The following is a 23,166-nucleotide window of genomic DNA, read 5'->3' as shown; positions in this document are numbered from 1 at the left end:
GTAAGTATCGGCCTGAAAACCTGACTATTACCCAGCCACCCGATTCCCGCGCTCGCTCTTGCCAGCCCGCGCGTCCACAACCCTCTCCACCTCCCGCTTCAATCGATCCTTGATTTCGGCCGTTTCGTTCATCAGGGCATCGATCTTCAGGAAGTCGAGCACGCGGTATTTTGACACTGCCGGGCGGACCAATATATCGGGGCGGCACTGTTTCAGCTTGTTGGCGATGATCGACTGCATCATCAGCTGCGTGGCGCCGAACATCAGGTCGACGGAGGTCGGCTGTTTGCGGTCGGCTTCTTCCGGCGCGCCGACCACGTCGACGCCAATGATGATGTCGGCGTCGTCCTCGATCAGGTCGAACGGCACGGGATTATAGATGCCGCCGTCGATCAGCAGCCTGCCGTCGCGGGTCACCGGCCGAAAGACCGCGGGAATGGCGGCAGAGGCGGCAAGCGCGGAGTGCAGGTCACCGTCGTCGAACACGGCGAGCTTGTGGCCGAAATAGTCCGTCGCCGTCACCTTCAGCGGGATCTTCAGCTCGGCGAAGGTTTCGGGAATGGCCTCGGGCAGGAAGGCCTTCAGGATGCGCTCGACATTGAACTGGCTGACCCGGATGCCGCCTTGCATGGCTTCCGCGATCGTGCCCGGCCGGGCGCGCCACATGCGGCTTGCCACTTCGGCGCGCCGGCCGAGGATCGAGCGGGCATAGTCGTGGATGTCCTTGCCGGTCATGCCCGATGCCATGCCGGCGCCCATGATGGCGCCGATCGACGAGCCGGCGATCGCCACGGGCCGGATGCCAAGCTCGTCCAGCGCCTCGATGACATGGATATGCGCCAGACCGCGCGCCCCGCCGCCGCCGAACGCTATCCCGAAAGTCGGACTCATCCCTTACCGGCCCCGGCCAGCGGAGGCCCGACCACCATGATGGTCGGCTCGGCCGAGAGCAGCTTCCGCGCCGCCGCCTTGACCTGATCCAACGTCACCGCATTGATGTAGCCGGCGCGACGCTGCATGTAGTCGATGCCGAGATCGTCCAGCTGCAGCTCGACCAGCGTCGCGGCGATGGAGCTTGAGGAGTCCAGATTGTTGATGGCATAGGCGCCAATCAGATATTTCTTGGTCGCCGCAAGTTCGGCCTCTGTCGGGCCCTCCTCCGCCAGTCGCTTGACGACGTCGCGCACGATGCCGAGCGTCTCGGCCGCACGGTCGGAGCGCGTTCCGGTGCTGACGATCAGCGCATTGGCATGGTCCTGATTGACCAAAGAGGAATTGACGCTGTAGGCCAGCCCACGCTTTTCACGCACTTCCTGGAACAGGCGCGAGGTGAAGGTGCCGCCGCCGAGGATTTCGTTCATCAGCACGGTGGGGAAGAAATCCGCCGCCTTGCGCTTCACGCCGGGCCAGGCGAGTTGGAGCGAGGTCTGCGGCAGGTCGTAATTGACCTCCACACGCTGCGCCAGCTTGGGTTCGATATCCGCAACAGGGGCGAGCGCCTGGTTCTGCGGCAGGTCGCCGAACACCATGTCCAGCTTCTTCTTCAGCGTTTCGGCATCGATGGCGCCGACGACGGCGACATGCAGACCGCCGCGCGCGAACACCGCCTTGTGCAAGGCTTTGAGATCGTCTTGCGTGATGGCGGCGATGCTCTGCCTCGTGCCCTGGTCGGAGCGCGAATAGGGATGGTCGCCATAGATGGCGCGTGTCCAGCGGTTCTGCGCCACCGTGTCGGGGTCATTCTCGTTGGCGATAATGCCGGACAGGATTTGGGCGCGGATCCGGTCGATCGGTGCCTGATCGAAGCGCGGCTCGTTGACCGCCAGCCGCAACAGGTCGAACGCCTCGTCTCGCTGTTCAGCCAGCATGCGCATCGAACCATAGACGCCGTCGCGGGTCTCTTCGAAGCTCATCTCGGCGCCGGCATCGTCCAACCTGATCTGGAAGGCTTCCGAGTCGAGAGAGCCGGCGCCTTCGTCGAACAGGCCGGTCATCAGGTTGGCCAGGCCTTCCTTCCCTGGCGGATCCTGCGTCGAACCGCCGCCGAAGACGAAGCGGATGGCGACGACCGGCACGGAATAGTCCTCCACCAGCCAGGCAGTGATACCCTTCGGAGAAGTGACGGACTCGATCTCCATGGCGCGGGCGGCAAGCGCCGGCAAGATCAGGAAGAAGATGGAGAGGAAGAGGGTTGCCAGTGCGGCACGCGCCTTACCTTCGCCGCTTGTAGGATGGTGGTGCTGGCTCATCGTCAATTCCCCGCCTGTTGCTGCGGCAAGAGATAGCCGGTCGTCGAGCGAGCCAGCACCAGATAGCGCGCGGCGACGGCCTTGACTTCGTCCGCCGTGACCTTGCGGATGCGGTCCGGCCATTGCTGGACATCCTTCACGTTGCCGCCTGTGGCCAGGGTCGAGCCATAGATGTTGGCCATGGAATCCTGCTTGTCGCGGGCAAAGATCATCGACCGGACGTAGCGGTCCTTGGCCTTTTCGAGCTCATCCGCTGTGACGCCGTCGCTCGCGATGCGCGCCACCTCGGCATCGACCGCGGCCTCGACATCGGCCAGCTTGGCGTCGCCGCGCGGCGCGCCGTAGACGGTGAAATTGGTGTCGTCGAGCATGGTGCCCTGGAAATAGGCGCCAGCGCTGGAAGCGATGCCTTGCTGGACCACCAGCGCCTGGTAGAGCCGGCTGCGGTTGCCGCCGCCGAGGATCTCGGCCAGCAGGTCGAGCGCTTCGCCTTCGCCCGGCTTGGCGGTGTGGTAGGACGGCACCACCCATTGCGTCGAAAAACTAGGCACGCTGACGCGGGCATCGGAGAGTGTGACGGTGCGCTTGGTGTTCTGTTCCGGCTCTACCGGGCGTACGCGCGGCGGCAGGTCCGGCCCGCGGGCCACCTTGTCATAGGTCTTCTCGGCGAGCGCCTTCACGGTGTCGGGTTCGACATCACCGGCCACGATCAGCACGGCGTTGTTGGGCCGGTAGTATTTGTTGTAGAAGGCCACCGCGTCGGTGCGGTTCAACTGCTCCATCTCCTGCATCCAGCCGATGACCGGAATGCGATAGCGTTGATTCTGCCACAGCGTGGCATCGACTTCCTCGTCGAGCACCGCCTGCGGATTGTTGTCGATGCGCGAGCGGCGCTCCTCGAGAATAACATCGCGCTCGGTCTTGATGACGTCATCGGTCAGGACGAGGTTGCGCATGCGGTCGGCTTCGAAGCTCATCATCAACTCGAGCGCCGATGGCGCCACCGTCTCGTGGAAAGCGGTGTAATCGTAGGAGGTGAAAGCGTTGTTGGAGCCGCCAATATCGGAGACGGCGCGGTCAAACTCGCCGGCCGCGTGATTGGTCGTCGCCTTGAACATCAGATGCTCGAAGAAATGAGCGATGCCGGATTTGCCCGGCGGCTCGTCGGCACTGCCGATCTTGTACCACACCATATGGGTGACGATCGGCGCGCGGTGGTCGGGAATGACGACCACTTCCATGCCGTTGTCGAGCAGGAAATCCGTCACCTTGAACTCGGCCGGCACCGTATTGGGCAATACCGGGCCGTCGGCCAGCACCGGGCCGGTCATGGTAAAGGCCAGCGACGTCGTCAGCAGTGCCATCCGCAGCCATTCGGCCCTTTGTGTCATCAATGGCTCCGGTCTCCTCGGCAAGACGATAGGCAAGCTGTCTGTGACAAGCAAAGTGAATTGTTGGCTATGTTGCCGGCAAAGGCGGCGGCAAAGAGGCCGCCGCCGGGCGCAGGCGTGTCACGCAGCCTCGATGAAGCGGATGACGGTCTCGCCGTAGTTGCGCTCATCAAGCACCGAAAAGCCGGGGCCGGGTTCAAATGGAACCGCCAACGTCTCCTCAACCACGCACAGTGCACCGGGGCGCAGCCAGCCGCCGGCACTGGCCGACCGCAGGGCACGTTCGCCAAGACCCTTGCCATAGGGCGGATCGGCGAAGACGAGACCGAACGGCGCCAGCGTGCCTGCCTCGCCGAGGGCGGTTGCGTCGCGGCGGAAGATCTTGGTGCGGCCGGTCAGGCCGAAGGCCTCGACATTATCGCGGATCAGGCCACGGCCTTCGGCCGACTCCTCGATGAAGACGCCATAGGATGCCCCGCGTGACAGTGCCTCCAGACCAAGGGCGCCGGTCCCGGCAAACAGATCGAGCACGCGGACTCCGTCCAGTTGACCAGCAAAGCGATGCGCCAGCACGTTGAAGACGGCCTCGCGGGCGCGGTCGGTCGTCGGACGGATGGCGCTGCTGCGGGGCGTCGCCAGCGGACGCCCGCGAAACTCGCCGCCAACGATCCTCATCTCGTCCTGGGGCCCTTGGGACCGCCGCGCGGACGCTCACCGCCACCCGCGCCGCCCGGACGCTCGCCACGCGGCTTGCCGAACGGCTTTGCACCGACCGGTTTGCCGCCGGGCTTGCCATAGGCCGGCTTGAACGAGGCCTTGCGCGCCTTGGCGTCGGCGGCCTTGGCCGCTTCGGCCTCAGCCCTGCCCTTGCCGATCGGCCGGGCACCCGGCGCCATCCAGACATTGGCCTTGCGCTGGCCGGGCGGCTCAATCGGCCGCTGCTCGCGCTCGGGTTTCTTACCACCGCCACGAGGCTTGTCACCGAAGCGCGGCTTGTCACCAAAGCTGCCACGCGGCTTATCGCCGAAGCCGCCGCGTTCGGGTCTCGGACCGCGTTCGCCAGGGCTCTTTTCCGATAAACTTCTGTCAGGACTTGTCGACAATTTGCCGAGCGCCTCGTCGCGGCTGCCTTCCCGGCGCTTGCGGTTCTTGATCAACCCGCCCTCGCCGATCGGCCGGCGCTCGCCGTCACGCGTGAATTTCGGCCGCTCGGGCTCTGCTTCACGGGCCTCGGTGCGCCGCACCGGCTTGTTCGAAAACGGCTTTGTTATCTCGGCATCGAAGTTCGCGCCGGATTCCTCCACCAGCCGCTCGCCAAGCTGGTCGCGCAGCACCCGGCCCTTGATCTCCAGCACATGGCCCTCCGGAAGATCCTCGAGCTGGAAGGGTCCGTAGGAAATGCGGATCAGCCGCGTCACGTCGAGGCCGAGCGCACCGAGAATGTTCTTGACCTCACGGTTCTTGCCCTCGCGCAAGCCGATCGTCAGCCAGGCGTTGGAGCCCTGCTCGCGGTCGAGACTGGCCTCGATGGCCCCATAGAAGACACCGTCGACGGCAATGCCTTCGCGCAGGCCGGCCAGCGCGCTTTCCTCGACCTTGCCGTGGACGCGCACGCGGTAGCGGCGCAGCCAGCCGGTGGCCGGCAGTTCGAGCACGCGCGACAGACCGCCATCGTTGGTAAGCAGCAGCAAGCCTTCCGTGTTGATGTCGAGCCTGCCGATGGTCATCAGCCGTGGCAATTCGGCCGGCAGCACGTCGAAGACTGTCTTGCGGCCTTCGGGATCGCGGTTGGTGGTGACGACGCCGGCCGGCTTGTGAAACAGGAACAGACGCGTGCGTTCGATCGGCGGAATTTCCATGCCGTCGAGATGAATAATGTCGTCGGGCATGACATTGAAAGCCGGCGAAGCCAGCACCCGGCCATTGACCTTGACGCGGCCGGCAGCGATCAGGTCCTCGGCATCGCGGCGCGAGGCGAGACCGGCACGCGCCAGCCGCTTGGCGATGCGCTCGCCGGCTTCTTCCGTTGCTTCCGCCGGCCGCGGGCGTGGCTTGAAACCGCCGCCCGATGCACCTTGGGACCGGTCACTGAAATCATGCTTGGGTCTGTCGCTCCCGAAGTCGCGCTTGGGACGGTCAGCGAAGTCACGCTTCGGACGATCTGCGAAATCACGCTTGGGACGGTCGAAGCGCTTTTCGCCGCCCTCCGGCGAAGCAGCAACCGGACGATCACCACGTGGGGCGTAGGGCTTACGCGGCCCCTCGCGCTTCTCATACGGCTTGCGCTCGCCTTCGGCCGCCATTGGGCGGTTGCCACGTGGGGCGTAGGGCTTACGCGGCCCCTCGCGCTTCTCATACGGCTTGCGCTCGCCTTCGGGCGCCATCGGACGGTCGCCGCGAGGCGCATAGGGCTTGCGCGGGCCTTCGCGCTTCTCATAAGGCTTGCCCGCGGGGCGTGGCCCCTTGCTGAATGGCTTGTCGCCGCCCTTGAAGTCGCGCTTCGGGCGCTCGCCCTCAGCGGCCATCGGCCGATCGCCACGCGGCGCATAGGGCTTCTTGGCACCGAACGATGGCTTGCCGCCCCTGTCGCCGCGCGGAGCCGCGGGTTTCTTGCCCGGGCCTTTTTGGCGCGGAGATTTCTTGTCGTTGTCGTCCATGTGGCCTTTGTCCGTTTGCGCTGCTACAGCGTGGCGCATCCTTTCGGGCGCGCAACGAACGCTGTAGCACTTTGATTTGGCGCATGATCATTTCTGAAAATCGAGTCCGATTTTCAGGTTGATGCGCTCAATAACAGGATCACCGCCGGGAGGCGAGGAGATAATGGGAATGGAAACCGCGTGAAGCGGCCGGATTTCATGGCCGTGGCGTTGCAGGAGGCCAAAGCGGCAGCCCTGCGCGGCGAAGTGCCGGTCGGCGCCGTCATTGCGAATGGCAGTACGATTGTGGCCAGCGCCGGCAACCGCACCCGCGAGCTTGCCGATCCAACGGCGCACGCCGAGATGCTGGTCATCCGCGAAGCCTGTGGCAAACTCTCCAGCGAGCGGCTCACAGGCTACGATCTCTATGTGACGCTGGAACCCTGCGCCATGTGCGCCGGCGCCATTTCCTTCGCCAGGTTGCGCCGTCTTTACTTCGGCGCTCCCGACGAGAAGGGCGGCGCCGTGGTCAATGGCGTACGCTTCTTCGCCTCGCAAACCTGCCACCACATACCGGACGTCTATCCCGGTATGGGTGAAACGGAAGCAGCCTTGCTCCTGAAGGGTTTTTTTCGGGACCGTCGCGATTGAGGGGCGCAAACGCCCTTCAGCATTGAAAGAGCTTGCAAGTCTTACAGGGACGGCAGCCAGTCGAACCAGCCACCGCTCTTCTTGCCTTCGGCTTCTTTCCTTAGGCGGCGTTCCTTCTTGTACTCGTCTTCACCAAGCTCGTTTTGCGGCGCGGTATCGGAGGCGACGCGATAGGCGACCGGCGGCTCGCTGAGATATTTGCGAGTGTTCGGGTCGCCCTGCTTGCTTTCGGCAAGACGGCGCTGGATTTCGGCAGCGCGGCCCTTGTCGGAATCAGCGGGCGTCCAGCGCGGCGGGTGGCTCGAGCCAGAATCTTCCATCGCCTTTTTCACAGATGCGGGATCCGTCTGCACGTCGTCAACGATCTGCGACTGGTAAGATGGATCATCCTGATGAGCGGTGGCGTCGGCACGCAGACGTGCACGGCGCTGCTCGGGCGATTCGGGCCATTGAGCACTTGCCGTTTCGATGCTGTCCTGCGGAGCCGGCAGCGCGCCCTTCTGGCCAGGCGCCGGCTTCACCAATGTGGGACGCGGCTTATAATCGATCTGGTCCTTGTGCTTCGGCGCGATGGAAAAGGCGCTCGATAGATCGCCGGCCAATTGTTCGCCGGCGGTCTTGTCGGTGCCGTAGGTCGGGGAGCCGACGCAGCCGGCCAGAGCAAAGCCCGATGCGACAAGCGGCGCCAGCAGCGCGAGGCGCGCATTGTATCTCACGGTCATGCCAAAAAGTCCCACTCTAGACAGCCTCTCGATCGTCACCGGCCCGGGTCCGGTCCCCATCGTCCACGCACTTGCGACGGAAATCCGGCGACAATTTGTCTTCCGGAGTTTCGCGTGTTTACCTCAACCACTCGTTAAGGGCAACGCGCGGGCGGATTTGCATCGCCCGGCGTGGCATTTGTGCACCTTTTTGACTGCATGCGTGTCGTTGTCCCAAACCGCTACATACTCTTGGGCGACATGCATCAGAGCCTACCGAGCTCTTTCAGCTCATGCAGCACCGCGGCGTCGCGCGCCGAGACGCCAGGAAAGGCGGGATCCTGCCCGACATCGGCCGTGTAGCGCCAGGAACGCGCGCATTTGACCAGGCCGCGGTCCCCGGCCTTCTCGACGACCACGGCGACGCCCTTGACGTCGTCGAGCGTGAAAGCGCCTTCCGGCGCCTGGCCATGGGCAATCACGAGATCACTGGTGATCGCCATCTCGGCCATATCGATGTCCGATATCGCCGCCTCGAGCCCAGCGTCATTGATCGTCACGACAGGCACGGCCTCAAGCGAGGAGCCGATCACCTTCCGGGCACGCGCGATCTCGAGCGCTCCGGTGACGACGCGGCGCACTTGCCGCACCTTGCGCCATTTCTCCGCCAGCGCCTCATTCTTCCAATCCGCCGGAACCTCCGGGAACTGGTCGAGATGCACCGACACCGCATCGGGATGACGGTCGAGCCAGGCCTCTTCCATGGTGAAGGGCAGCATCGGCGCCAACCATTTCACCAAGCAATCGAAGAGATGACGCACCACCTGCACCGAGGCCTGGCGCTTCACGCTCGACGGCGCCTCGCAGTAGAGCGCGTCCTTGCGGATGTCGAAATAGAAGGCCGACAGCTCGACCACCATGAAATCGAGCAGCGCGCGGGTGATACGCTTGAACTCGAAGGCGTCGTAGCCCTGACGCACCACCTCGTCGAGCTCGGCCAGCCGATGCAGCATCAGCCGTTCCAGCTCCGGCATCTCTTCCAGCGGCACGGTCTCGCCATCGTCATGGGCGAGCGTGCCCAGCATCCAGCGAATGGTGTTGCGCAGCTTGCGGTAGGCGTCGATGTTGGTCTGCAGCACGTTCTTGCCGAGCCGCTGGTCTTCCCAATAATCCGTAGTCACCACCCAGAGCCGCAGGATGTCGGCGCCGGACTGTTTGATGACGTCCTGCGGCACGACGGTGTTGCCGAGCGATTTCGACATCTTGCGCCCGTCCTCGTCCATGGTGAAGCCATGGGTGACGACAGTGTCGTAAGGCGCCCTGCCCCTTGTGCCGCAGCTTTCGAGCAGCGAGGAGTGGAACCAGCCGCGATGCTGGTCGGAGCCTTCGAGATAGACGTCGGCCGGCCATTTGAGATCAGGACGGTCCTCCAGCGTGAAGACATGCGTCGAGCCCGAATCGAACCAGACGTCGAGGATGTCCATCACCTGCTTCCATTTGGAGGCGTCGTGATTGCCGAGGAAACGCTCCTTGGCGCCGGCGGCGAACCAGGCGTCGGCGCCCTCGTTCTCGAAGGCGTCCATGATGCGCTGGTTGACGGCGTCATCCCTGAGCACATTGCCGTCCGCGTCGGCGAAGACGGCGATCGGAACGCCCCAGGCACGCTGGCGCGAGAGCACCCAATCCGGGCGTTCCTCGACCATGGCGCGGATGCGGTTCTGGCCGGCGGGCGGCACGAAGCGGGTGTCGTCGATGGCCTTCAGCGCGCGGCTGCGCAGCGTCGTGCCGTCGCCGAGATCCTTGTCCATGTAGACGAACCATTGCGGCGTGTTGCGGAAGATCACCGGCTTTTTCGAGCGCCAGGAATGCGGATAGCTGTGCTTCAGGCGGCCGCGCGCAAACAGCGCGTTGCGCTTGATCAGCTCGTCGATGACCGCCTGGTTAGCGTTGCCCTTCTTGCCATTGTCGTCAATGACGCGCGCGGGCCCGCCCTCGCGGTCGGGGCCGAAGCCCGGCGCATCCTTGGTGAAGAAGCCGGCATCGTCTACCGTGAAGGGGATCACTGTGTCGATACCGCGCTGGCGAAGGTCCGGCGCCGCATCCATCCAGGCGTCAAAATCCTCACGTCCGTGGCCGGGCGCCGTGTGCACGAAGCCGGTGCCGGCATCGTCGGTGACATGGTCGCCGGCAACCAGCGGCACCTGGAATTCGTAGCCGCCGCCGAGACCCTTGAAGGGATGCGAAAGCACAAGACTTCCAAGCTGTTCGGCCGAAACGCTGTGAAGGCGATTCAGGGTGATCTTGGCCTTGGCCTGGCTTTCCTCGGCCAGCGCATCGGCAAAGATCAGCTTCTCGCCCGGCTGCGGCCCAAACGCGTTTTCGGCGGCCGTCACTTCGTAGAGGCCGTAGGCGACGCGCGGCGAATAGCTGACGGCACGATTGCCCGGGATGGTCCATGGTGTCGTCGTCCAGATGACGACATGGGCATCCAGCAGGTCCAGCGACCGCCCGCTCAGGTCGGGATCGAATTCGGCCGGCTGGCCGTCGACGACGCTGGCGACGACAAGATTGGCCACCGGAAATTTCACCCAGATCGTGTCGGACTCATAGTCCTGGTATTCGATCTCCGCCTCGGCAAGTGCCGTGCGCTCGACAACGCTCCACATCACCGGCTTGGAGCCGCGATAGAGCTGACCCGACATGGCGAATTTCAGCAGCTCGCCGGCGATGCGCGCCTCGGCGTGGAAAGCCATGGTCGTATAGGGGTTCTTGAAATCACCGACGACGCCGAGCCGCTGGAATTCCGCACCCTGAACATTGATCCAGTGCGCGGCGAAATCCCGGCATTCCTTGCGGAACTCGTTGATCGGCACCTCGTCCTTGTTCTTGCCCTTGGCGCGATACTGCTCCTCGATCTTCCATTCGATCGGCAGGCCGTGGCAGTCCCAGCCCGGCACGTAGTTCGAGTCGTAGCCGCGCATCTGGAACGAGCGGGTGACGACGTCCTTGAGGATCTTGTTCAGCGCGTGGCCGATATGGATGTTGCCGTTGGCGTAGGGCGGGCCGTCATGCAGCACGTACTTCTCGCGGCCGGCAGAACTGTCGCGCAGCTTGCGGTAGAGGTCCATATCCTGCCAGCGCTTGACCAGCACCGGCTCCTTCTCGGGTAAGCCGGCGCGCATCGGGAAATCCGTCTGCGGCAGGTAAAGCGTTTTGGAATAGTCGATCGTCGGGGTGTCCAGTGTTTCGTCGGTCATTGGTCTGCCATGTGCGTGCCGGGCCATGCGGCCTGCGGCGTTGATTTTACTTCCGCGCCTGTCGTTTTCCCAAACCGGGGCCACTTTTGGGCGACATGCCTTGATGATCTGGAAAAGCGCGACGGGTCGCGCGCAAGATTCCCGGCGGCTCCGACGGCCTTCAGGCCGCCAGGAACACCGGGCTGGTAATTCGTATCATCGGCGCGTGAAGGCGCGAAAAGCTCGTCATTGGTCGGCTTTTAGCGGAGATAGGCGCAGGAATAAAGCGTCTCGTTCGATTCGCTTACATCTTGAAGTCGAAGCGATAGGTCGTCGACACGCCGACCATGAACTGGTTGCGGTCGCCGCGCTCCCTGACCAGGCTGGAATCGGCCGCCGGACCTTTCAAGCGCGAATATTCGCCGAACAGGCTGGCCGTCATCGGATCGGTCACCTTCCAGGTCACCGCGCCACCGAGGCCGACGGATTTAAGGCCGCCGCCAGGATTATATTGGCTCAGGCCCGAGGCCACGGCTTCCTGCGCGTCGACGCCGTAATAGGCGTCGAAATATTTGGCCGAGGCAAAGGACACCCGCGGCCCGCCCGAAATCCTGACCGTTGGCGTCACATCGTAGAAGGCGTCGGCTGCGATATCGGCGACAAAGCCGTTGTGAGCACGGATGCCATGCCGCAGTTCGGCGCGCGCGCGCATCCAGTCCGTCGGATAAAATTCGATGAAGCCGCCGACTTCGCCGCCCCAGCGGACCGGATCGAGGCCTTTGAGCTCGTCGGCATCGCTGTCATCGCGTGAGAACAGGAATTTGCCGGTCAGGCCGGCGCGAACGCCGCCATCATCGATAAGCGCCAGCGAAATGTTGTCGTTACGCGACGTGAAGCGTACCGCGGGACCCGCCTTGCCCAAGGAGATGATGGGCTGGGCGCTGAGCATGTATTTCTTGCCGCCCTCGAAATTCGGCGCGACCAGGCCCGTGGCGCCGACCGTGAGATACCAGTCGCCGGACAGCCAGCCAAAAGCGCCGTCGCCGGCCTCGGCCGCGCCTGACGTCGCCAGCATGATGGTGGCCAAAGCTACCGAAATCTTCCCGACCGGACTCATGACCACTCCACTACACGATACAACTATCCTGCGGCGACAGCTTTGACGAGGCTTTGGTAAAATTTGATTTAAGGGCGAGACATCCGGCCCGCATTGCCCTGCACCATCGGCGCCACCGGTTGGCGGTGGACTGGCACCGAAGCTAACTTCGTCGCATACTGGCAGACCTCAACGGAGGTGGCGACATGACTTTGCACGGCGATACACTGAAGAACGCGATCGGCCAGACGCGAGACAAGTGGGGATGGTTTGTCGGTCTGGGCGTGGTGCTGCTGATCCTCGGCGGCATCGCCTTCGGCAATCTGTTCATCGCCACGGTGGCTTCCGTCTATGTCGTGGGATGGCTGATGCTGGTGGCCGGCATCATCGAGATCATGCATGCCTTCGGTGTAAAGACCTGGGGCCGCTTCTTCTACTGGCTGCTCAGCGGACTGCTTTATGCGGTGGCCGGATTTTTCGCTTTCGACAATCCGTTGCTGGCCTCTGCGGTGCTGACCTTCCTGCTGGCCGTTGCGCTTGTCGCTTCCGGCGCGCTGCGCGCCTGGGTCGGCTACAGCCACCGCCCGGAAAGCGGCTGGGGCTGGATCGTCGCGGCCGGTGTCATCAGCGTGCTTGCGGGCCTGATCATCGCCATGGGCTGGCCGGTCAACAGCCTGTGGGTGCTCGGCATGTTCCTGGCGATCGACCTGATCTTCCAGGGCTGGACCTTCATCGCGGTCGGCCTTGCGCTGAAAAAGTAAGGTCTCGTCTGCGCAGTCCTTCAAGCGAAGCCCGATGCCGAAAGACGGTGATCCCGGCCGAAAGCCGGCACCGGGTTTCGGGATCATGCCTTAAAACGCCACTGCCGCGTCCAGACTGGACAGCGGCTTGACGCCGGCAAGCAGCGCGCGAGCCTCGGCTTCGTCCCGCCTCATCTGTACGACCAGTGCATCCAGCCCGTCGAACTTGATCTCGCTGCGCAGGAAGCCGAAGAACGACACCTGGCAGGTCTCGCCATAGAGATCGCCGGAAAAATCGAAGACGAAGGTTTCCAGAAGCGGTGCGCCATTATCGTCGACGGTCGGGCGCCGGCCGAAGCTCGCGACACCATCGTGCAGCGTGCCGTCAGCGCGGCGAAAGCGGACGGCATAGATTCCTTCCTTGAGAGTGGCCTCCGCGGCAAGCCTCATATTCGCGGTCGGAAAGCCTAGCGTTCGCCCGAGCTGCTGGCCGCCCACGATCTCGCTTTCCACCGTGAAGCGATAGCCGAGCAGACTGGCGGCTTCGGCTATCTCGCCATCGCACAGCAAGCCCCGGATTCGGCTTGACGAAACCACCTCGGCACCCTCGTCTCGAAAGGCGTCGACAAGCGTGACGCCGAAACCATGGCGCTCGCCGGCCGCCATGAGATAGGCCGGCCCGCCCTGCCGGTCCTTGCCGAAATGGAAATCGAAGCCGGTCACGGCATGAGTGATGCCGAGCGTCCTCTCCAAGACATCGGTGATGAAAGCTTCCGCTGACAGCGAAGCGAAATCCCGCGTGAAGGGCTGCTCGACGAGCGCGGCAAAGCCCAGCAACGACAGGAGGCGCGCTTTCATTGGCGGCGGCGTCAGCACGAACAGCGGCATGTCCGGCCTGAAAACCTTTCGGGGATGCGGCTCGAAAGTCAGCACCAAGGCCGGCACGCCACGCCGCGTGGCCTCGGCCAACGCCCGTTCGAGCACCGCCTGATGGCCGCGGTGGACGCCGTCGAAATTGCCGATCGCGACGACACCACCACGCAGATCGGCGGGCAGCGGCGCGGTTGCTGAAAGATGCTGGAAAGCCACCATTGTCACCTACTGCAGTCTGGCTATGACGGACACCGGACGATAGCCGTGCCGTTCCAGGAAGAGCCCGAGTTTTGCCGGATCCGGCCGCAAGGCGTCGCCATAGTCGCGGGCGTGAATGCCGCCAGAGACATAGAGAACGTCGAAGCCATTGTCGGCCGCGCCCTTGACGTCGGTCATGATGCCATCGCCGATGGCCAACACCTGCGAACGCTCGACTGGCCGTCCGAGAACCTCGGCCACCTCCTTCATCGCGACTTCATAGATCGGCGCGTAGGGCTTCCCGGCGATCAACGTGCGACCGCCGAGTTGGGCATAGTCGCGTGCCAGGGCGCCGGCGCACCAGATGATCCGTTCGCCGCGCTCCACCATGATATCGGGGTTGGCGCAGATGAACGGCAGGTTCCTGGCGCGCAATCGCCGCAACAGTTCCGCATAGTCCTCGGGCTTTTCGACCTCGTCGTCGAACAGCCCGGTGCACACGACGCCGGCGGCCTCGAATTCCTCGACGAGCTCGACCTCCAGGCCATCATAGAGGGTCAAATCGCGGTCAGCGCCGATGTGGAAGACTTTGCGTGGGCCCTCCGCGATCAGGTCGCGGGTCACGTCGCCCGACGTCACCACACGGTCGTAGGCCGACGGGGGAACGCCGATCACGCTCATCTGAGCCACGACATCGGCGCTGCGGCGGGGCGAGTTGGTGATCAGGACAACCGGAATACCGGCCGCCCTCGCCCTCGCCAACGCGGCGGCGGCTGCCGGAAAATGCCATTCGCCGTTGTGAACGACGCCCCAGACATCGCAGAGAATCGCCGAATAGGCTTTCGACGCATCTTCGAGCGAGCCGACGATCTCAGGCGAATCCGCCATGCCGTTTCCTTCAATGTAATTGTTGCAAGTGCCAAGGCCGACGGTTCGCCGCAGCCGGTCCGAATTATCCGAACCGGCCCATGCTGTCACCAGCTTTCGCCTGGAGATCGACGCGAACCGCCGCCTGTCCGCCCGATCGGCGCCTTCGATTGACGGCAAAATCCGCGACCGGGGCGATGTTTGGTTAACGAGCCTTGAAGGGGAGGCTTGATTCTGGACTCGACCGGTCAACGTTGAACGCGGCCGACAAGGAGACGATCGATGCGCTGAAGTCCTGCTCGTCGGATTCGCGCTTCTAAGCCACACGGCCTTTTTGGCACAACGTCTGTCGCCGTCAAGCTCTTGCGTGCGCCTGCCGTGACAGGCACATATCGCTCGGAAAAATCGCGCATCCAGCGCGGCCCGCTGGGGACGAACAATGCCCGAAACCGCCAATCACCTCGCCTTCGCGCTGGTCTGCCTCGGCATGGTGCTGACGCCAGGCCCGAACATGATTTACCTGATCTCGCGCTCGCTGTCGCAAGGGCCAAAAGCAGGGCTGATCTCGCTTGGCGGGGTCGCTGTCGGCTTTCTGTTCTATGTGCTGTCGGCCGCGTTCGGCATCACGGCGCTGCTGCTTGCCGTGCCCTATGCCTACGACGCCCTGCGCTTTGCCGGCGTGCTCTATCTCTTGTGGTTGGCCTGGCAGGCCGTGAAGCCCGGCGGACGCTCGCCATTCCAGGTGCGCGAACTGCCGAAGGACAGGCCACGCAAGCTCTTCGCCATGGGATTGATGACCAATCTGCTCAACCCCAAGGTGGCCGTCCTTTACCTGTCGCTGCTGCCGCAGTTCATCAACCCCGGCAAGGGTCATGTCCTGTCGCAGCTTCTGGTGCTCGGCGCGACGCAGATATCGATCAGCCTCAGCGTCAATGCCATCATTGCGGTCACCGCTGGCTCGATCGCCGCCTTCCTGGCTGGACGGCCATTATGGCTGGTGATTCAGCGCTGGATTATGGGAACCGTGCTGACGGCGCTGGCGCTGAAGATGGCGACCGACGCGCAACGCTGAAGGCGTCCTACATTGGCCGACGGATCGGCCGGATCTGCGCCGGCTCGACCACCTTGCGGTACAGATGCCAGGTAGCATGGCCCAGGATCGGCATGACGACGGCCAGCCCGGCAAACAGCGGGATAGAACCGATCACCAGCAGCACGGCGACCGTCAGGCCCCACAGCGCCATCTGCAGCGGGTTCGCCATCACCGCGCGGGCCGATGTCTCGATTGCCGAGACGGCGCCGACATCACGGTCGAGCAACAGTGGGAAGGCGATCACGGTGGTGGCCAGCACGACCACGGCGAAGACAAACCCCACGGCATTGCCGGCGATGATCAACGTCCAGCCCTTGCTGGTCGTCAGAACGTCACGCAGGAAGGCGCCGACGGAAGCTGGTGGCTGGTCACCAAACTGGCTGGTGTAGATCGACTGTGCCGTGAACAGCCACAAAAGGAACAGGGCGAACAGCATGATGCCGATGGCGGCGATCGAGGGCAGCGCCGGGGAGCGACGGACATCGAGGGCATGCCGCCAGCTGGTGTTCATGCCGAGCTCGCGGCGGCGGCTGATCTCGTAGAGCCCGATGGCGGCGAACGGGCCGACCAGCGCAAAGCCCGACATCAAGGGATAGACGAGCTGGATGGCATTGGAGCCCGACGACCACCGGGTGAGGATCAGGCCGACGATCGGGTAAATCAGGCACAGGAACACGTAGTGGGATGGTTTTGCCCAGAAATCTTCTGCGCCGAGCCGCAGCGCGTCCCAGAGGTCGGAGGTCGTGATGTGGCGCACCGTGGGCTGCACATGCATTCCGCGCGCGTCCGCCATGACATGAAAGCCGGCCATAACCTTCCTCCGTTTTTCTCGGGGGGCGATCACCGCCTAGGGTGGCCGCCCGTAGCTGCCACTTCAAGAACGCCGGCATCATAGCCGATCTTCCCGGGATTGTCGCCGCATGGACGGCATTTCGCCTCTCCTCACGCGATTTTTATTGCCCAGCCCGGTAAAAGCCATGATCGCGACTATGTCAGGCAAGCATGACCGCTGAAAAAATCGAAATCCGTCAAGCAGGCCTGAACAGGCGCATGTGGCTCAACGCAGCCGGCCTCGTGGCCTTGGCCGGGCTGGCCGCCTGCGGCACCGTTTCTGTGCCGACCGGTCAAGGGGCGGGGGTCTCCTCCTCCGCCACCGGCACGCTGGCGAGCTTGCGCGCGACCGCGGGACTGGGGCCACTGGTTCCCGATGCACAGCTGGAACAAGCAGCACTCCAGCAGGCCGGCTACATGGCGTCACGGGAGCGCATGAGCCATACCACAGGTTGGGGCAAGGATTTCGCTTCGCGCATGAAGGACAACGGAGTGCGAGGTGCCGCGGCCGAGAACATCGCCGAGGGCCGCTTCGACCAGCAAAAACTGTTCGACATTTGGATGCATTCGCAGGGCCACCGGCGCAACATGCTCGACCCGGATTTCAGCCGCTTCGGGCTTGCCTATGTCCGGGACGGACGTGATCCTAATCTGCGCTATTGGGCGCTGGTTCTCGGCAGGTAGGCCCCTATTTTGGTCGTCGCCTTGAATTTCCCCATCAGGTAGGGACCGGAGCGCACCGGCTCGTATTTCGGCGCTTCGTGCCTTTGACCACGCCGCGTCGATCACCGCCTGTGGAATTCCGTGGTTGGTTACAGCCAGAACCCAGTGTCGCGGCAGATGCGATCGACTTCGACGGCGAGCGCCTTCTTCTCGTCAGTGCTGGCGTTTCGAACCGCCCGGGATCGAATACCGGAAAGTGTCGGTCCGCCTGCCGCCGGGCCTAGTCCATATGCGCTGCAGGCGCGCCGCCGGCCGGACCGGCCGTCGGCTTGCGCAGCAGGAAGACAAACGGGATGGCGAGCAGCGTCATCACCATCAATATTTTGAAGTCGTTGACGTAGGAGATCATCATGGCCTGGAGATTGACCATGCGGTCCACCTCCGACAGCGCCATTGGATCGCCACCCGCCGCAGCCGGCGAGACTGCCCAGAGATTGGGGTTGAACGGGCTGATGAAGGCGGAAAGTTCGGCGTGATTGACCTGCGTGTTGCGCACCAGCAGCACGGTCACGACCGAGACGCCGATCGACGAGCCAAGATTGCGCACCAGGCTGAACAACGAGGTTGCGTCGGTGCGGTAGCGTGCGTCGAGCGTGGCGAAGGCAACCGTCGACAGCGGCACGAATACCATTCCCATGCCCAGGCCCTGGATCACCCCGGAGCTGATGATCAGCCAGTTGTCCATCTGCGGCGTGAAGCTGGCCATGGTGTAGAGCGACTGGGCGGTCAGGAGAAAACCGATGACGACGAGAATTCTGGCGTCGATCTTGCCCATGATCCGTCCAACGGCGAGCATCGAAATCATCGTGCCGACGCCGCGTGGTCCCATGACGATGCCGATGGTGACGGTCGGATAGCCGAAGATGGTGGACAGCATCGGCGGCAGCAGCGACATGGAAGCTAAAATCAGCACACCCATGACGAAGATGAACGCCAGCCCGGTCACGAAATTGCGGTCGAGGAAAATCTTCGGATCGATGAAGGGATGTTCCGATGTGACCGTGTGAATGATGAACACCCAGAAGCCGGTGATCGAAAGCCCCAGCTCGATCCAAATCTCGACCGAGGAAAACCAGTCGACCTCGCCACCGCGGTCGAGCAGCAGCTGCAGCGCGCCGACGCCGAGCGATATCATGGCAAAGCCGAAGAAATCGAAGCTGCGCACGCGCCGGGCAACGACCGGCAAATAGGCGGCCATGCCAAGGAAGGCGACGATGCCGACCGGCAGGTTGATGAAGAACACCCAGCGCCAGTTGAAGTTCTCGGTCAGCCAGCCGCCCAGCGTCGGACCAAGGATCGGCCCCAGCATGATGCCGGCGCCCCAGATGGCCATTGCCTGGCCGTGACGTTCCTTGGGATTGATGTCGAGCAGGAAGGTCTGCGACAGCGGCACGATCGCGGCGCCGAACACCCCTTGCATCAGCCGGAAAAGCACCATGGTTTCCAGGCTCCACGCCAGGCCGCACAGCATGGAGAAGATGGTGAAGCCGACCACCGCCGTCAGGAACAATTCCTTGCGGCCGAAGCGATCGGCAAGCCAGCCGGTGACCGGCGTCATGATGGCGGCGGCCACGATATAGGAGGTCAGCACCCAGTTTATGTTGTCCGGGGAGGCGCCGAGATCGCCGGTCATCGTCGGCAGCGCGACATTGGCGATGGTCGTGTCGAGCGCCTGCATGATCGTCGCCAGCATGAGCGCGACCGTGATCAGGCCGCGATGCGGCACTTCTTTGAGGGGTTCGGGCGTGCTCATGCGCGCAACTTCCAGCAGGTAACAAAAACGTGTACACAGGGTTTCCGGGCGGCAAGGCCTTCCCTGAGAGACCTTCATCGCGGTGGGACGCGATTATCGATGTGGGGGTTACATCGACCGAAAGTCTCGAGTGAGCGGATGCCTGCCGCCCGGAAACATGAGGACCGACGGGGCGGTGTCGAAGATTTCAGGTGTCGGCCAAACCACGACGCGGCTCGAACCAGGCACTGGTCCTTCCCGCTCCTCCCATCAGACCAATCCTGCTATTCGCTTCCACCCGCCTGGTCCTCGCGGGCTTCCGCCGACTTACTGCGCGTGCTCGCCAGCCGTTGCGTGACCGAATATAGCCGGAAAACCGCGGGCAATCCCGGTATCGACTGTGACGGAGACGCTCATGCCGGTACGCAGAGCCATCTTGGCGTCGGGATCGGTCAGTTCCAGCCGCACCGGGATGCGCTGCGTGACCTTGACCCAGTTGCCGGTGGCATTTTGCGCGGGCAGCAGCGAGAATTCCGCACCGGTTCCCGCACCGATCGCCTTGACGGTCGCCTCGAAAGTCCTGCCCGGATAGGTGTCGACGACGATCTCGGCCTTCTGCCCCGGCTTCATGTTGGTGAGCTGGGTTTCCTTGAAATTAGCATCGATCCAGGTGTCGCCGGTCTCGACCAACGAAAACAGCGGCGTGCCGGAGCCGACAAACTGGCCGACCTTGAAGGATGAGGCTTGGGAGATGACGCCATCGGCGGGTGCCTTCACCGTGGTCTGCGCCAGGTCGTAGGCGGCCTTGTCACGGGCGGCGAGCGCCGACATCACGGTCGGATGCTTGTCGGTTTCGATGTCGGGGTTGCCACCAAGGGCGGCCTTGGCGCTGATGATGCCCTGCTGGGCAACGGCGAGCTGCTGCTTTGCCTTGTCGAGATCGTTCCTGGCCTGGTCGAGTGAAGACTTGGCGTTGATGCCTTTCTGGGCAAGATCGGCGGCACGGCCGTACTGCGACTGGGCGTAGTCGACCTCGCTGCTGGCGGACTTCTCCTGCGCCATTGCCTGGCTGTAAGCGGCGCGCAGCTGCTCGACATTGAGGCGCGCGGCAGCAACAGCCGCGTCGGCCTGGGCAAGCGCGATCCGGTAAGGCTCGGGATCGATGGCGAACAGGAGATCGCCCTGCTTAACCATCTGATTGTCCGATATGGCGACCTGAACGATGCGTCCCGCAGTGTCCGAGGCGATCGACACCTTGGCCTGCTGCAGGTTGGCGTTCTCCGTCTCCTGATAGCGTCCGCCGGTCACCCAGACATAGCCGCCGCCGATGACCAGGGCCGCCGGCAAGGCGAACATCAGAAAAAAACGGCCCATGCGGCGCTTCTTCGGCGCTGGCACTGGCTGCACGGGAGGAGCGACGGCAACAGGAGCAGCAGCCGGCTGGGCCGGTGCTTCCATCTCCACCTTGGGGGCGCTCTCGTCTATCTTGGCTACCGCGTTCATGCTGCTGCGCCTTCTGTATTCTTGACCTTTTCGTCCGACGATGAATCGCCATCCGCGAGATTTTGCGCCATCACATCGAGCGACCTGATCAGGATGCGACGGTCCTCCGGCGAAACGCCGACAAGCGATTCCTCATAGACCTCGCCGGCGAGGCTCTTGACCTCGGCATAGGCCGCGCTCGCCTTGGCGGTCGGAAAAATCATCCGCACCCGGCGGTCGGCGGCGTCGGCGCGGCGTTCGATCCACCCGCCCTCCTCCATCCGGTCGACAAGGCGCGAGACGCTGATGGGCTCGATTTCGAGCAATTCCGCGAGCCGGGCCTGGGAGACCCCCGCCTCCTTGGCGACACGCACCATAAGGCGCCACTGCGCCGACGACAGGCCAAGCCCGCTGGCGCGCATCTCGAAGCGCTTGCGCAGCAGACGCTGTACGTCGTGGATTAAAAATCCCAATCTATCGATGCCATCAGAAACCATGAGCGATACTTATAATAAGCGTGCTTACTATTCAAGGTGCCAAATCGTGACGGAAGCCGGCAAATGTGTATCGCGGCCGTGGGACGCGGTGATGGTTAGCGAAAGGTGCACGCCATGGAATGCGGCCGGACAGGGCAAGTACCACCCGGTTCACAGGCGATTTCGAACGACCATCGTGACGACGAAGAACGCGCCGAGCGAACTGGTGATAATGCCGATCGGCAATTCCTGTGGCGGCAGAAGCGTGCGGGCCAGAAGATCGCTTGCCAGCAAAAGCACCGCCCCAAACAGCGCGCAGCTTGCGATCAGACGCAAATGCAAGGGGCCGGCCAGCGGCCGCGACAGATGCGGGATCATCAATCCGACAAAGCCGATGACGCCGGCGACCGAGACCAGAATTGCCGTCGAGAAGGCGGCGACGAGGAATGTCGCCCTGCGCATCCTTGCCACGGGCACGCCAAGGCTTTCGGCGGCACTTTCGCCGGCCAGGAAGGCGTCCAGCCTGCGATGGTTCCAAAGCCCGTAGGCAGCGATCGTGCCGGCCCCCAACGCGCCCAGCCACACATTGTCCCAGCGCGCCAGCCCAAGCCCGCCCATCGTCCAGAACAGCACCGAATGGGCCGCGCGCTGGTCTCCGGCAAAGACCAGGTAGTTGGTCAACGCAGTGAACATGAAGGAGACGGCAAGCCCGGCAAGGATCAAGCGTTCCGGGCCCTGCCCCCTTACCCGCGCGACCAGCAGCAGCACGATGCCCGCTGCCAGTATGCCGCCGGTGAAAGCCGCGATCGGCAAGGTCCAGATGCCGAAACTGTCACCAAAGACGGTGATGACGGAAACCGCGCCCGCGGCGGCCCCCGAAGACAGGCCGAACAGGAAGGGATCGGCGAGATCGTTACGCGTCACCGTCTGCAGCAACGCGCCGACCATGCCGAGGCCCGCGCCGACACAGACCGCCAGGATCGTGCGCGGCAGCCGCAGATCGACGACGATCTTGCCGACCGGGCCAGACACCTGATGTTCATTCAACCCGACGGCATGGCCAAGTGCGGCAACGACGTCGCTCAGCGGTATCAGCGTCGAACCATAGGCGATCGACAGCAGCACGAGAGCGGCGGTCGCCACCGCGCCCGCCGCCATGGCCAGCGCGAATGCCTTGTGCCCTGAGAGCGCGCCGGATTTGTGCTTCAGGGTGAGATGCATCAGAACGCTTCCGGATGCATCGCCCTGGCGATCTTGCCGATCGCGTCGATGTTTGCCGGTCCGGGCGTCAGCTCGGCATAACGCAGGGCCACGAAACGCTCGTTCTTGACCGCGTCCGTCTCTTTCATCGCCGGATGGGCCTTGAGGAAGTCGAGGAGCTTCTTGTAGCCGCCGCCATCCTGGTAGTCGAGAAGGATGAGGAATTGCGGATTGCGCGACGCCACTGTTTCCCAGTCGGTGTTGCCCCAGCTCGTCTCCATGTCGGCCATGATGTTGTCGCCGCCGGCTGCCGTGATCATGGCGCTGGGGATGGCGAATTTTCCGGCGGTGAACGGCTTGTCCTCGCCGGAATCGTAGAGGAACACCCGTGTTCCCTTGCGATCGCCGACCTTGGCGGTGATGTCAGCGAGTTGCGCCTTCCAACCGGCAACGAGCTTCTCCGCCTCGGCCTCCTTGCCGAAGATCTTGCCCAGTTTTTCGACATCGCCGTAGAGAAGGTCCATCGAGGCGGCGGGCCGGTTCTTGTCGAGATGGACGCAGCTTTCCGTCAGCACCAGCGTCTTGATGCCGTGCGGCGCGAGCGTGTCGGGCGTCACATCGCCGCCCGGCTTCATGCCATAGTACCAGCCGGCGAAGAAGAAATCAGGCTCGACCGCGACGAGGTTTTCGAGTGTCGGGTATTTCGGCGCCAGTTCCGGGATCGAACCCTGCTCGGCCTTGAAATCGGGCCCGACCTTGTACCATCCGGTGATGCCGGTCAGGCCGACGATCGACGGCTGCAGCTTCAGCGCGAAGGCCATCTCTGCCATGTTGAGATCGTGGATGACGGCGCGCTTGGGAGGCGCATCGAAGGTCAGCGGCTTGCCGCAACTGTCGACGGTGACCGGGAAGGCGAAGGCTGCCGACGCCAGCAGCGAGAAGGCGAGCGACAGGGCGAGGCGTTTCACGATTTTTGCTCCTTGGTTGAACT

Annotated in this window: 20 protein-coding genes; 4 read left to right on the top strand and 16 right to left on the bottom strand. The window is 63.6% G+C overall.

Going from position 1 to position 23,166, the window contains the following annotated elements:
* Positions 1-27: 27 nt before the first annotated feature.
* The 5 genes from FJ548_RS14695 to FJ548_RS14675 form a co-directional block, all read right to left on the bottom strand.
* Positions 28-891 (bottom strand): patatin-like phospholipase family protein, encoded by an 864-nt coding sequence (locus FJ548_RS14695; RefSeq protein ID WP_140611260.1) that lies wholly within the window; start codon positions 889-891, stop codon positions 28-30.
* Positions 888-2,249 carry a pitrilysin family protein gene (locus tag FJ548_RS14690; RefSeq protein WP_140696121.1) on the bottom strand — a complete coding sequence of 454 codons (1,362 nt, stop codon included), beginning with the start codon at positions 2,247-2,249 and terminating at the stop codon, positions 888-890. The genes FJ548_RS14695 and FJ548_RS14690 overlap by 4 nt, the downstream gene beginning before the upstream one ends.
* 2 nt (positions 2,250-2,251) lie before the next feature.
* Positions 2,252-3,640 carry a pitrilysin family protein gene (locus tag FJ548_RS14685; RefSeq protein ID WP_140778209.1) on the bottom strand — a complete coding sequence of 463 codons (1,389 nt, stop codon included), beginning with the start codon at positions 3,638-3,640 and terminating at the stop codon, positions 2,252-2,254.
* Between the two features lie 120 nt (positions 3,641-3,760).
* Positions 3,761-4,315: a 16S rRNA (guanine(966)-N(2))-methyltransferase RsmD gene (gene rsmD / locus FJ548_RS14680; protein ID WP_140696127.1), complete on the bottom strand. Its 555-nt coding sequence runs from the start codon at positions 4,313-4,315 to the stop codon at positions 3,761-3,763.
* Complete coding sequence (locus FJ548_RS14675) at positions 4,312-6,297, bottom strand: pseudouridine synthase (RefSeq protein ID WP_140696130.1); 1,986 nt, start codon at positions 6,295-6,297, stop codon at positions 4,312-4,314. The genes rsmD and FJ548_RS14675 overlap by 4 nt, the downstream gene beginning before the upstream one ends.
* Positions 6,298-6,477: 180 nt before the next feature.
* Between FJ548_RS14675 and FJ548_RS14670 the strand changes: the two genes are divergently transcribed.
* The gene (locus FJ548_RS14670; RefSeq protein ID WP_140778208.1) at positions 6,478-6,927 is read left to right on the top strand and encodes a nucleoside deaminase; all 450 of its coding nucleotides are present in this window, start codon (positions 6,478-6,480) and stop codon (positions 6,925-6,927) included.
* Between the two features lie 41 nt (positions 6,928-6,968).
* On the opposite strand, the gene FJ548_RS14665 is transcribed toward FJ548_RS14670, so the two are convergent.
* The 3 genes from FJ548_RS14665 to FJ548_RS14655 form a co-directional block, all read right to left on the bottom strand.
* A complete protein-coding gene (locus tag FJ548_RS14665; RefSeq protein WP_140611272.1) occupies positions 6,969-7,649 on the bottom strand; it encodes a hypothetical protein in 681 nt (226 codons plus the stop codon).
* A 245-nt stretch (positions 7,650-7,894) separates the two neighbouring features.
* Positions 7,895-10,885: an isoleucine--tRNA ligase gene (gene ileS / locus FJ548_RS14660; protein ID WP_140778207.1), complete on the bottom strand. Its 2,991-nt coding sequence runs from the start codon at positions 10,883-10,885 to the stop codon at positions 7,895-7,897.
* Between the two features lie 283 nt (positions 10,886-11,168).
* Positions 11,169-11,939, bottom strand: coding sequence for a MipA/OmpV family protein (locus tag FJ548_RS14655; protein WP_246678675.1), 771 nt, complete (start codon positions 11,937-11,939; stop codon positions 11,169-11,171).
* A gap of 227 nt (positions 11,940-12,166) precedes the next feature.
* On the opposite strand from FJ548_RS14655, the gene FJ548_RS14650 reads away from it, so the two are divergent.
* On the top strand, positions 12,167-12,721 hold the full coding sequence (locus FJ548_RS14650; protein WP_140696141.1) for an HdeD family acid-resistance protein: 555 nt from the start codon (positions 12,167-12,169) through the stop codon (positions 12,719-12,721).
* 90 nt (positions 12,722-12,811) lie between these two features.
* Here the strand turns inward: FJ548_RS14650 and FJ548_RS14645 are convergent, their stop codons facing one another.
* Together FJ548_RS14645 and FJ548_RS14640 are read right to left on the bottom strand one after the other, a co-directional pair.
* Positions 12,812-13,792 (bottom strand): bifunctional riboflavin kinase/FAD synthetase, encoded by a 981-nt coding sequence (locus tag FJ548_RS14645; RefSeq protein ID WP_140696144.1) that lies wholly within the window; start codon positions 13,790-13,792, stop codon positions 12,812-12,814.
* Positions 13,793-13,798: 6 nt separating this feature from the next.
* Positions 13,799-14,659 carry a TIGR01459 family HAD-type hydrolase gene (locus FJ548_RS14640; protein ID WP_140696147.1) on the bottom strand — a complete coding sequence of 287 codons (861 nt, stop codon included), beginning with the start codon at positions 14,657-14,659 and terminating at the stop codon, positions 13,799-13,801.
* Between the two features lie 418 nt (positions 14,660-15,077).
* Here FJ548_RS14640 and FJ548_RS14635 point away from each other — a divergent pair, with 418 nt between their 5' ends.
* The gene (locus FJ548_RS14635; RefSeq protein WP_140696150.1) at positions 15,078-15,710 is read left to right on the top strand and encodes a LysE family translocator; all 633 of its coding nucleotides are present in this window, start codon (positions 15,078-15,080) and stop codon (positions 15,708-15,710) included.
* 7 nt (positions 15,711-15,717) lie between these two features.
* On the opposite strand, the gene FJ548_RS14630 is transcribed toward FJ548_RS14635, so the two are convergent.
* Positions 15,718-16,542 carry a DUF2189 domain-containing protein gene (locus FJ548_RS14630; RefSeq protein WP_140696153.1) on the bottom strand — a complete coding sequence of 275 codons (825 nt, stop codon included), beginning with the start codon at positions 16,540-16,542 and terminating at the stop codon, positions 15,718-15,720.
* Between the two features lie 191 nt (positions 16,543-16,733).
* Here FJ548_RS14630 and FJ548_RS14625 point away from each other — a divergent pair, with 191 nt between their 5' ends.
* Complete coding sequence (locus FJ548_RS14625) at positions 16,734-17,246, top strand: CAP domain-containing protein (protein ID WP_140778205.1); 513 nt, start codon at positions 16,734-16,736, stop codon at positions 17,244-17,246.
* A 259-nt stretch (positions 17,247-17,505) separates the two neighbouring features.
* Here FJ548_RS14625 and FJ548_RS14620 read toward each other — a convergent pair whose 3' ends face one another.
* The 5 genes from FJ548_RS14620 to FJ548_RS14600 form a co-directional block, all read right to left on the bottom strand.
* Complete coding sequence (locus FJ548_RS14620) at positions 17,506-19,038, bottom strand: DHA2 family efflux MFS transporter permease subunit (RefSeq protein WP_140611290.1); 1,533 nt, start codon at positions 19,036-19,038, stop codon at positions 17,506-17,508.
* A gap of 306 nt (positions 19,039-19,344) precedes the next feature.
* Positions 19,345-20,520: an HlyD family secretion protein gene (locus FJ548_RS14615; protein WP_140778204.1), complete on the bottom strand. Its 1,176-nt coding sequence runs from the start codon at positions 20,518-20,520 to the stop codon at positions 19,345-19,347.
* Positions 20,517-20,996, bottom strand: a complete 480-nt coding sequence (locus tag FJ548_RS14610) for a MarR family transcriptional regulator (RefSeq protein ID WP_140778203.1) — start codon at positions 20,994-20,996, stop codon at positions 20,517-20,519. The genes FJ548_RS14615 and FJ548_RS14610 overlap by 4 nt, the downstream gene beginning before the upstream one ends.
* Before the next feature lie 150 nt (positions 20,997-21,146).
* Complete coding sequence (locus FJ548_RS14605; RefSeq protein ID WP_181168796.1) at positions 21,147-22,196, bottom strand: iron ABC transporter permease; 1,050 nt, start codon at positions 22,194-22,196, stop codon at positions 21,147-21,149.
* Positions 22,196-23,143, bottom strand: coding sequence for an ABC transporter substrate-binding protein (locus tag FJ548_RS14600; protein ID WP_140778202.1), 948 nt, complete (start codon positions 23,141-23,143; stop codon positions 22,196-22,198). The genes FJ548_RS14605 and FJ548_RS14600 overlap by 1 nt, the downstream gene beginning before the upstream one ends.
* Positions 23,144-23,166 lie beyond the last annotated feature (23 nt).

Source organism: Mesorhizobium sp. B2-4-17, from assembly GCF_006441275.1.
Lineage (GTDB): Bacteria > Pseudomonadota > Alphaproteobacteria > Rhizobiales > Rhizobiaceae > Mesorhizobium.
This window is presented reverse-complemented; position numbering and strand designations above follow the sequence as displayed.